Annotated in this window: 10 protein-coding genes; 8 read left to right on the top strand and 2 right to left on the bottom strand. The window is 72.1% G+C overall.

What is annotated here, in order from left to right:
- A partial coding sequence (locus Ssi02_RS35505; protein WP_204032335.1) for a TetR family transcriptional regulator occupies positions 1–743 on the top strand: 743 nt, incomplete at its 5' end.
- A gap of 28 nt (positions 744–771) precedes the next feature.
- Here the strand turns inward: Ssi02_RS35505 and Ssi02_RS35500 are convergent.
- A complete protein-coding gene (locus Ssi02_RS35500; protein WP_204032332.1) occupies positions 772–1,947 on the bottom strand; it encodes a M20 metallopeptidase family protein in 1,176 nt (391 codons plus the stop codon).
- A gap of 107 nt (positions 1,948–2,054) precedes the next feature.
- Here Ssi02_RS35500 and Ssi02_RS35495 point away from each other — a divergent pair, with 107 nt between their 5' ends.
- Genes Ssi02_RS35495 through Ssi02_RS35465 form a run of 7 tightly spaced genes read left to right on the top strand, consistent with a single transcriptional unit; the run spans position 2,055 to position 8,198 of the window.
- On the top strand, positions 2,055–3,113 hold the full coding sequence (locus tag Ssi02_RS35495; RefSeq protein WP_204032330.1) for an ABC transporter substrate-binding protein: 1,059 nt from the start codon (positions 2,055–2,057) through the stop codon (positions 3,111–3,113).
- 3 nt (positions 3,114–3,116) lie between these two features.
- The gene (locus tag Ssi02_RS35490; protein ID WP_204032327.1) at positions 3,117–3,899 is read left to right on the top strand and encodes an ABC transporter ATP-binding protein; all 783 of its coding nucleotides are present in this window, start codon (positions 3,117–3,119) and stop codon (positions 3,897–3,899) included.
- Positions 3,896–4,717, top strand: coding sequence for an ABC transporter permease (locus Ssi02_RS35485; RefSeq protein WP_204032324.1), 822 nt, complete (start codon positions 3,896–3,898; stop codon positions 4,715–4,717). The genes Ssi02_RS35490 and Ssi02_RS35485 overlap by 4 nt, the downstream gene beginning before the upstream one ends.
- Positions 4,718–4,760: 43 nt before the next feature.
- Complete coding sequence (locus Ssi02_RS35480) at positions 4,761–5,348, top strand: hypothetical protein (RefSeq protein ID WP_204032322.1); 588 nt, start codon at positions 4,761–4,763, stop codon at positions 5,346–5,348.
- Complete coding sequence (locus Ssi02_RS35475; protein ID WP_204032319.1) at positions 5,345–6,028, top strand: GntR family transcriptional regulator; 684 nt, start codon at positions 5,345–5,347, stop codon at positions 6,026–6,028. Before Ssi02_RS35480 ends, Ssi02_RS35475 begins: the two co-directional genes overlap by 4 nt.
- 32 nt (positions 6,029–6,060) lie before the next feature.
- Positions 6,061–7,161, top strand: a complete 1,101-nt coding sequence (asd, locus tag Ssi02_RS35470) for an aspartate-semialdehyde dehydrogenase (RefSeq protein ID WP_204032317.1) — start codon at positions 6,061–6,063, stop codon at positions 7,159–7,161.
- Entirely contained in the window at positions 7,158–8,198 is a 1,041-nt protein-coding gene (locus Ssi02_RS35465) for an Ldh family oxidoreductase (protein WP_204032315.1), read from the top strand. Before asd ends, Ssi02_RS35465 begins: the two co-directional genes overlap by 4 nt.
- Here Ssi02_RS35465 and Ssi02_RS35460 read toward each other — a convergent pair whose 3' ends face one another.
- Complete coding sequence (locus tag Ssi02_RS35460; protein WP_204032314.1) at positions 8,199–9,380, bottom strand: MFS transporter; 1,182 nt, start codon at positions 9,378–9,380, stop codon at positions 8,199–8,201.
- Positions 9,381–9,438: the final 58 nt, after the last annotated feature.

Genomic DNA, 9,438 nt, shown 5'->3' with positions numbered 1-9,438 from the left:
GCGTCCCGGGCGCCACCCAGGCGACCTCCCAGCGGATCCTCGACGCCGCACGCGCCCTGTTCGCGGCCCGCGGCTATCGCGCCACATCCATGCAGGCCGTCGCCGACCGGGTGGGCATCACCAAGGCCGCGCTGTACTACCACTTCGCGTCCAAGGACGAGATCCTCCGGCACCTCACGCTGCCCCTGCTGGACGAGCTCGAAGAGGTGCTCAACGAGGCGGAGACGCATGGAGCGCCGGAGGCGGTGCGGTGGCGGGCGATCGAGGGCTACGTCGACGTCCACCTGCGTCACCGCGAGACGTTGAGCATGCTTGTCAGGGACATGACGCTGCTGGTCCAGGCCCCGGTGGCCGAGCGGTTCCGGGCCGCGATCACGCTGGCCAACGACCTGGTCGCCGGCCCCGGCTGCGACCTTGAGGAGCGGGTGCGCGCCTGCCAGGTGGTGGCGGGCCTCGGCGACCCGGTGCTGCTCTTCCGCGACGTGCCCGTGGACCGGCTCAGGCGGCTCATCCTCGACGGCGCCAGGGCGCTGCTCGGGGACGCGGACCTCGAGGTCGCCGAGCGGCCCAAGGACGCCGGGAGGGCACACCCCCGGGGGCGGAGCGGCGGACGGCCCTCGGCGCTCTCGGAGGCGCAGGCCGCGCAGGCGCGCCTTATGCACGCCTCAGGGCGGAGCGCAGACGAGATCGCCGAGCGGTTCGGCGTCTCGCGGGCGACGATCTACCGCTGTCTCAAAACCTAGTTTTGAGATTTTGATTTCGAAACATCGGTCACTCCGCGGGAGCAAGAGCGAGAGCCGCGTACAGCGCCACCCCCGTGACGAGGGCGCCCTCGTCCAAGCACATCAGAGGCGAGTGGTTCGGCGCGGGGTCGAGTGCCCCCGGTGGCCGGGTGCCGAGTTGCAAAAGGGTGCCCGGCACCCGGGCCAGCACGTGGCCGAAGTCCTCGGAGGCGAAGGCCGGGCGTTCGAGGATGTGCACACGGTCGGCGCCGAGCAGGGCGGTCGCGGTGTCGAGGGCGAGGGTGGTCTGATCGGGGTCGTTGACGGTGGCGGGGGCGATGGAGGTCCACGTCACCTCGGCGGCGCAGCCGTGGGCCTCGGCGATGCCGGTGGCGACCTCGCCGACGAGGGTGACGGCGCGAGCGCGGGCGGACTCCTCGAGGGTGCGGGTGCCGCCGGTGAGGACGGCGCGGTCGGCGATGACGCCGGGGGCGGTGCCGGCGTTGACGGTGCTGACGTAGACCTGCCACGGGCGAGCGGGGTCGGCGGCTCTGGCGGCGCGCGCGTGGAGCGCGGGCACGAGCGCGGCGGCGGCGCCGAGCACGTCGTCGGCCTCGTGGGGGCGGGAGGCGTGGCCGCCGCGGCCGGTGACCGTCACCTGGAAGACGTCGCCGGCGGCGAGCAGCGGCCCGGGCCGGGTCGCCACGTGGCCCGAGGCCAGCGTGGGCGACTGGTGCAGGGCGAAGGCCCGGTCGGGCAGGGGGTCGAGGAGGCCCTCGCCGATCATTTTCCGGCATCCGCCGTACCCCTCCTCCCCCGGCTGGAAGACGAGCAGTGCCGTGCCGCAGAGTTCGGCGCGGCGGGCGTGGAGCACGTGGGCGGCGCCCATCAGCATCGCGGTGTGGGCGTCGTGCCCGCAGGCGTGCATCGCGCCGGGCACCTCGCTCGTGTACGGCAAGCCGGTGCGTTCGGTGACGGGGAGCGCGTCCATGTCGGCGCGCAGCAGGGTGAGCGGGCCCGGCTGGTCGCCGTCGAGGCGCACGACGACTGAGCTGGAGGCGCGGCCGAGTGTGGTCGGCAGGTCGAGGGGTTCGAGGGCGGCGAGCAGACGGGCCTGCGTCTTCGGGAGGTCGAGTCCGAGTTCGGGTTCACGGTGGAGGGCGCGGCGCAGGTCGATGACGGCGTCGCAGGCGCTGTCGGCGTCGCGGAGAAGGCTCTCGGACAAGACGGACCTCTCTCGTGTATCTGAGCTTGTCATCTGATGTATCAGAACTCTATGGTTTTGCCCAAGCAAAATGCCGCGAATGTGCGGGTTGAACGTTGGGAGATGCCATGCGGCGACGAACGCTGCTGTTCGGCTCCATCGGACTGGCTGCTACCACCCTGCTCGCCGCCTGCGGCTCCGGGGGAGAGCAGGCGGCCACATCGGGGGCGGGGGCCAAGGAAAGCCCCGAGATCACTTTCCTCTACTCGCCCTACGCCGACTACGGCGCGTTCTTCCTGGCCCAGGACAAGGGCTACTTCGCCCAGATGGGCGCCAAGGTCAAGCTGGTGCCCAAGGGCGGCTCGTCCGGTGAGACCTACCAGCTCGTCAGCGCGGGCAACGTCGTCGCCGGCGGCGCGTCCTGGGGCGCCGGCCTGTTCAACGCGGTCAAGTCCGGCGCGTCGCTGTCGGTGCTGTCCAGCGTCTCCCGGGTGCCCAAGGACGGCCGCGACCCGTCGCCCTTCATGGTCGCCGTCGGCTCGGGCGTCAAGAAGGTCGCCGACCTGCGCGGCAAGAAGATCGGTGTGCCCGGCCCCGGCGGCTTCGGCGCCTACTCGGTCGCCCTGGCGCTCAAGACCGGCGGCCTGACCCTCAAGGACGTCGAGCTCACCAACATCAGCCCGCCCGACACCGGACCGGCCATGGCCAACGGCGCCATCGCGGCGGCGTGGACCATCGAGCCGATGTCGACCGCCCTGGAGGAGAAGAAGATCGCCACCCGGCTCGTCGAGCACCACGCGGCGGGCACTGAGCTCGGCGCGGTCGTCTTCAACACCGACTTCCTCAAGAAGAACGAGGACGCCGTGGTGAAGTTCCTGGCCGCCTATCTCAAGGCCGCCGACGAGCTGGCCTCAGGCGGCTGGAAGGACCCGGCCAACAAGGCCATCATCGCGAAGTACACCGACCTTCCGGTCGAGATGCTGGACCGCATCGGCCTCACCGAGAACGACCCCACCGGCGACATCGACTGGAACTCCGTCTCCCTGCAGGAGCAGTTCTTCCGCGAGCAGGGCGACCTCGAATACGACGGCAACGCGGACATGCAGTCGGCCTTCCGCAAGGACCTGCTCGACCGCGCCAGCGCCTCCCTCGGCTCCACGCCCGCGGCCTCACCTTCGAACGGCTGACAGGTGGCGGAACCGGCGATCGACGTGCGGGGCGTCTGGAAGGGATTCCACGACGCCCGGCGCGACCAGACCGTGATCGCGATCGAGAACTTCTCGTTCTCGGCCGCGCCGGGTGAGTTCATCTGCGTGCTCGGCCCCTCGGGCTGCGGCAAGAGCACCCTTCTGCGCATCCTCGCCGACCTGGACACCCAGGACCTCGGCGAGGTGCGGGTGAACGGCCACGCCTCGGTCGTCTTCCAGGAACACGGTGTCTTCCCGTGGCTGAGCGTCGAGGACAACGTCGGCTACCCACTGAAGGTGCGCGGCGTGGGAAGGGCGGAGCGGCGCAGGCGCGTCGCCCCGCTCCTCGACCTCATCGGGCTCACCGACTTCAAGGGCGCCTACCCCCACCAGTTGTCGGGCGGCATGCGCCAGCGCACCTCGGTCGCGCGGGCGCTCGCCGACGACGGCGAGGTGCTGCTGATGGACGAGCCGTTCGGCGCGCTCGACGAGCAGACCCGCCTGGTGCTCCAGCAGGAACTGCTGCGCATCTGGCAGGACAGCGGCAAGACGGTCGTGTTCATCACCCACAGCGTGGACGAGGCGCTCACCCTCGCCGACCGGGTCCTCGTCATGTCGGCCAGGCCCGGCAGGCTGCTGGCCGACGTGGCCGTGCCGTTCGGACGGCCGAGGGACATCCTGGAGCTGCGCCGCGACCCGCGATACGGCGAGGTCACCTACGAGTTGTGGCGGCTCCTGCGCGCGGACGCCGCCACCTCCGCATCCCCCGAGGAGGTGGCCCCGTGACAACCACCGACGGCCCGAAGAGCTCCGCCCGGGAGGACCTGGAGCGCCGCCTGCGCGGGCGGCGGCCCGGCTCGGCGCTGAAGTTCATCGGCCCCTTCAGCCCCCTGCTGCTGCTCGTCGTGTGGGAGGCCGCGAGCCGCGGCGGCCTGCTCGACGCGCGGTTCTTCCCGCCGCCCACCTCCATCGCCGGCACCTTCTGGGAGCTGCTCACGACGGGCACCCTGCTGGAGCACTCGCTCATCACGCTCACCCGCGTCGGCATCGGCATCGTGCTGGGCGGGGTGCCGGGTCTCGTCCTCGGCATCGCCTTCGGCGCGGTGCAGTGGCTGCGAGTGCTGGCCGGGCCGATCTTCGCCAGCCTGCTGCCCATCCCGAAGATCGCGATCCTGCCGCTGCTTCTGCTGATCTTCGGCGTCGAGGAGACCAGTAAGTACGTCATCGTGGCGATCGGCGTCTTCTTCTACATCTTCTACAACACCATGGGCGGCGTCCTGCAGACTCCGCCGATCTACTTCGACGTGGCCAGGACCAGCGGCGCGAGCCGCTGGCGCACGTGGAGCACGGTCGCGCTGCCAGCCGCCCTGCCGAGCATCTTCACCGGCCTCAAACTGGCCGTCGGCGGCGCGTTCGTCGTCATCGCCGCCTCGGAGTTCCTCGGCTCCCGCACCGGTGTCGGCTACATGATCTGGAGCGCCTGGCAGACGCTGGCGGTCTCGAAGATGTTCGTCGGCATCGTCACCATCTCCCTGCTCGGATATCTCGCCGGCCTGCTGGTCGCCCTCGTCGAGCGCCGCCTGGTCCCCTGGTCCCGGCAGTGACCCCCTCAGCACCGTTTTACCGTTCTTGAAGAGAGGTCCCCTCATGTACGCCCGTTACAGCACGCTCGACTTCGACGCGGCGAAGCGCGACGACGTCGTCGGCTACTTCGCCTCCGAGGGCACGTCGGGCCCCTCCGGCCGTCCCGGCTGGCGCGGCTCGGTCGTGCTGGAGTCCGAGACCCCCGGCAGACTCCGCGCCGTGACCTTCTGGGACACAGCCGAACACTTCACCACGTTCCACTCGGGTCAGGCCCACGCCGGCATCAACACGAGCTTCGCCGAGCTCGGCGTGCGCGTCACCGAGCGCGAGGCCGCCCACACCGTCACCCCGCCGGTCATCACCGGAGGCCACGTGCGTGCGGTCACCGTACGCATCCCCGCCGAGCGCAAGGAGTCCGTCGAGACCTTCTGGCGTGAGCGGGGGCGCCCGCTGATCCTGTCGCAGCCGGGCGCGGTGCGCGCCGAGGCGTTCTGGACGGGCGACGAGTTCACGCTCCACATGGAATGGGCCGACGAGTCCGACGCGCTGGTGTTCGTCGCGAGCCGGGACCACGTCGAGTTCGCCGAGGGCATGGGCACCGTGCCCGGCGACATCGTCTCGCGCAGGGGCATGAACCGGATCCGGGCATGACCGTTGAGCGGTTGACCAAGTCGGCGGGCCTCCGCGAGGGGGTCTACGCCGACCTGCGCCGCCGGATCCTCCTCTGCGAGCTGCTGCCGGGGCAGACCCTCGACATCGGCGAGCTGTCCGTGGAATACGGCACGTCGCGCACCCCGGTGCGCGACGCGCTCCACCGGCTCGCCCACGACGACCTGGTCGAGATCCTGCCGAGGAGCCAGTGCCGGGTCGCCCCCGTCACCCTCCAGGACCTCATCGACCTGCTGAACCTGCGCGAGGCGACCGGCCCCATGGCGTGCCGCCTGGCCGCGCAGGCCGCCCCCGCCGAGCTCGCCCGGCTCGCCGACGAGACCGAACTCGGGTACGGCGGAGCACACGACTCGTCGTCGGTTTTGTCGGCGTCGCACCTCTTCCACTGCACCGTCGCGCGGCTGTCCGGCAACAAACGGCTGCACACCATCACCGAGAACCTCTTCGAGGAACTCGAACGCATCCTGCGGCTGTGCTCGGCCCGCCCCCTCGAACCCGGCGAACCTCTCGACGACCACCGCCGTCTCATCGAGGCCCTCCAGGACCGCGACGGCAAACGCGCCGCCGACATCGAGCTCAGGCACATCCGCAAGGCCCGCGAGGTCATCATCCGCCTCGCCCTCGACTCGGGAGTCTTCGCCGGCGAACGGCTCCACGCCTGACCTCCAGGCTTCTCGTACTAGAAAGGCAAAACATGTCCAAGATCGGAGTCGGCCTCCTCGGAGTCGCCGGAAAGACCCCCTTCGCCTACATCGGACAGCGCGGCCTCGGCCTCTACGAGGACCACCCGTGGTTCGAGGTGCGCGCCGTCATCGCCGACGACCCCGCCGACGTGGGGCGCACCCTCGGTGAGGTGGTCGCCGACCGCTGGCTGCTCGACGAGCCGCTGCCCGCCCACTGGGCCGATGTACGGCTCGCGCCCATCGAGGAGGCGCCCCTCCGCGACGCCGGCGTCGAGTTCGTGCTGTCCGGGCTGCCCGGCCCGCACGCCCGCGCGCTCGACCCGCAGCTCGCCGCCATGGGCTTCGGCGTCGTCAGCGAGTCGGCCGGGCTGCGCCTCGACGACGACGTGCCGCTGATCGTGCCCGAGATCAACCCCGGCCACCTGGCGCTCGCCAAGAGCCAGGTCAAGACCCGCGGATACGGCAAGGGCTTCCTCATCGCCAGCCCCCTTTGCACCGCCGTGATCGTCGGCCTGGCGCTCAAGCCGCTGCAGGACGCCTACGGCGTCGACTCCGTGGTCGCCACCACCCTGCAGGCGCTGTCCGGCGCCGGCAAGAGCGGCGTCGCCGCCCTCCAGGTCGTCGACAACCTGCTGCCGTACATCGCCGACGAGGAGGAGAAGCTCTCCGCCGAACTCGCCAAGATCTTCGGCACGCTTGAGGGCGACCGCGTCGTGCCGTGGAGCACCCCGCTCGCCTCCACCTGCACCCGGGTGCCCGTGCGCGACGGCCACACCGCCGTCCTGTCGGCCGCCCTCGGCGCGTCGGCCTCCCCCGCCGAGATCGCCGAGGTGCTCGGCGGCTTCAAGGGCCTGGCCGCCGAGCACAAGCTGCCGTCGGCGCCCGCCGGCCTCATCGTGGTGCGCGAGGAGCCCGACCGCCCGCAGCCGTTCCTCGACCGCACCGCCGGTGACGGCCGTTCCGTCAGCGTCGGCCGCATCCGCACCCACGAGGCCCTCACCTCGGGCGTCTCCCTCGTCGCCGTCGGCCACAACCACGACCGGGGCACCGTCGGCAACGCCCTGCTCCTCACCGAGCTCGTCGCCGCGGCCGGACTCATCGACCGCGCGTGACGACCGTCACCGCCGGGGAGGCGCGGGCCCTGCTTCTCCGCCTGCTCGCGCCCTACCCGGCCGACCGCGCCCTGGCCGCCGACGCCCTCGTCGGCGCCCAGGCCGCGGGCATGCCCACCTTCGGCCTCGGCATGGCCGTCCGCGAACTCGACCGGGCCGGGAACGTTCCAGGTGGGGGGCCGGGTGTGTTCCCGGGCGCGTCTTCAGGCTCGGTCCCGGCCGGCCCGGCTCATGCCGTACGGCCTGGGGGCGGTCTTGACTTCCCCCGCTGGGAGGCCGCCGCGGAGGCGGCGCCGATCCGGGCCGAGGGTGACGGGGCCGTCCGGGTGCTCGACGGCACCGGGCTTCCCGGGTTCATCGCCATGGCGGCGGCGGTCCGCATCGCCGGCGAGATCGCCGGCGATCTCGGTGCCGGTGTCGTCGGGGCGCGGTCGGTCACCGGCACCGGGCGGCTCGGCCCCTATGTCGCCGCTCAAGCCGCGGCGGGCCGCATCGCCATCCTCGTCGCGCACGCCCCCCGCACCGTCGCTCCGGCGGGCGGCCACGGGCCGGTGCTCGGCACCGACCCCGTGGCGTACGGTGTGCCCCGGGCGAACGGCGGCGCCCTCGTGGCCGACTTCGCCACGAGCGCCCTCACCCAGGCGGCCCTCGCCGGGCACAAGGCCGACAGCACGCCGCTGCCCGACGGGGTGGCCCTCGGCGGAGACGGGCGGCCGACCGCCGAGGCTCACGCCGTACACGCTCTGCTGCCCGCCGGCGGGGTGCTCGGCACGCTGGTCGGGCTGCTCGTGGAGTCCCTGGCCGGAGCCGCGCTCGACCAGCGGGACAATCCGCGCGGACGGGGCGTGGTCGCCATCGTGCTCGATCCGTCCAGGCTGGGTGAGGGTACGGCGGAGCGGGTCGAGGCATTGTGCACCGAGCTGGCCGCGGCCGGTGGCCACGTGCCGGGGGCGGGACTCAAGCGGGCCGGCGACGCGGAGGTGCTGGAGGTCGCAGGCGGGGTGTGGGAGCGCCTCCGCGCGCTGGCGGTTCCCTGATCATCCGTGCCCAGGCCGGGCGACCGCCGGGTGGCGGAGGCGCGGGGTGAGGTAGACCGTGACGGCCAGCGACATCACGGCCAGCACCGTCATGGCGCTGTGGATGTCCATGAACTGCGCCAGGGCGCCCGCGACGGTGGCGCCCACGGCCTGCATGGCGGACATGCCGGAGCCGTGCAGGCCCAGCGCCTGGCCCTGCAGGCGCTCCGGGGTCGCCGTGATCAGGCGCTCCTGGAGCAGCACGCCCGCCGCGAAGCCCACCGAGGCGACGGCGGCGACGACCGCGGCGACAGCCCAGTGGGGGCGCACCACGAACACGAGGTATGCCACGGCGAGCAACACGCGCAGCGGCGTCGTCAGCCGGGCACGCCACCGCGGCGCCGCGAAGCGCCCCACCAGCATGTCCCCGACGAGCATCCCGAAGGCCGCCGCGATGAACAACACCCACGAGGTCTCGGGGGCATAGGGGATGAACAGCGCCTCGCAGCCGACGATCAGCCCGTTCGGCACCCACAGCGCGATGTAGAGGTGGCGGCGCGCGGGCAGCGACCACAACTCGGCGTTCCCCCGCCATGTCGCGCGCACCGACGGCCGTCCCGACGCCCGGGGCGGGCGGGAGTTGAGGCCGAACCAGAGTACGGCCGCCGCCATCAAGTCGAGGACCAGCGCGGACAGGAGCGCACCCTGCGGCGACAGGACCGCGACGATCACCCCGCCGGCCGCGAAGCCGGCGATCTGCATCGCGCCCATCGCCATGTTGAAGACCGACCGGCCCAGCACATAGCCGCCTTCGGGCAGGATCTCGTTCAGCAGCCCGCTCCGGACCCCGCCCGCCGGCGACTGCACCAGCCCGAGCCCCAGCACGATGAGCAGCATGGCCCAGATCGGCATGCCGGGCACGGCGAGTACGGCGGCGCCGAGGCCGAGGATAATCGCGGACACGCTCAAGGCCGCGCGCGGCGGCAGCCTGTCCGCCGCGGACATCAGCAGCGCCGCCCCGGCCACATGGGCGAAGTACGACCCGAACAGGCTGAGCGCGGACAGAAGGGGTGACCCGGTCGCGGCGTAGACGAGCACGCCGAGGGCCAGTCCACGCATGGTGCTGGCGGCCACCTCCAGGGCCGTGGCTGCGAAGAGGGGGCGGTACTCCGGCACACGGAACAGTTCGGTGTAGGTGCGCATGTGGGGAGTTTGATCAGACCCGCGACGTGGGCGGTACTGTTTCGCCGGGGGGCGAAAC

Origin of the sequence: Sinosporangium siamense (genome assembly GCF_016863435.1) — a bacterium.
Taxonomy (GTDB): Bacteria; Actinomycetota; Actinomycetes; order Streptosporangiales; family Streptosporangiaceae; genus Sinosporangium; species Sinosporangium siamense.
The sequence above is the reverse complement of the archived record's forward strand: the minus strand, read 5'-3'. Positions and strand labels throughout refer to the sequence as shown.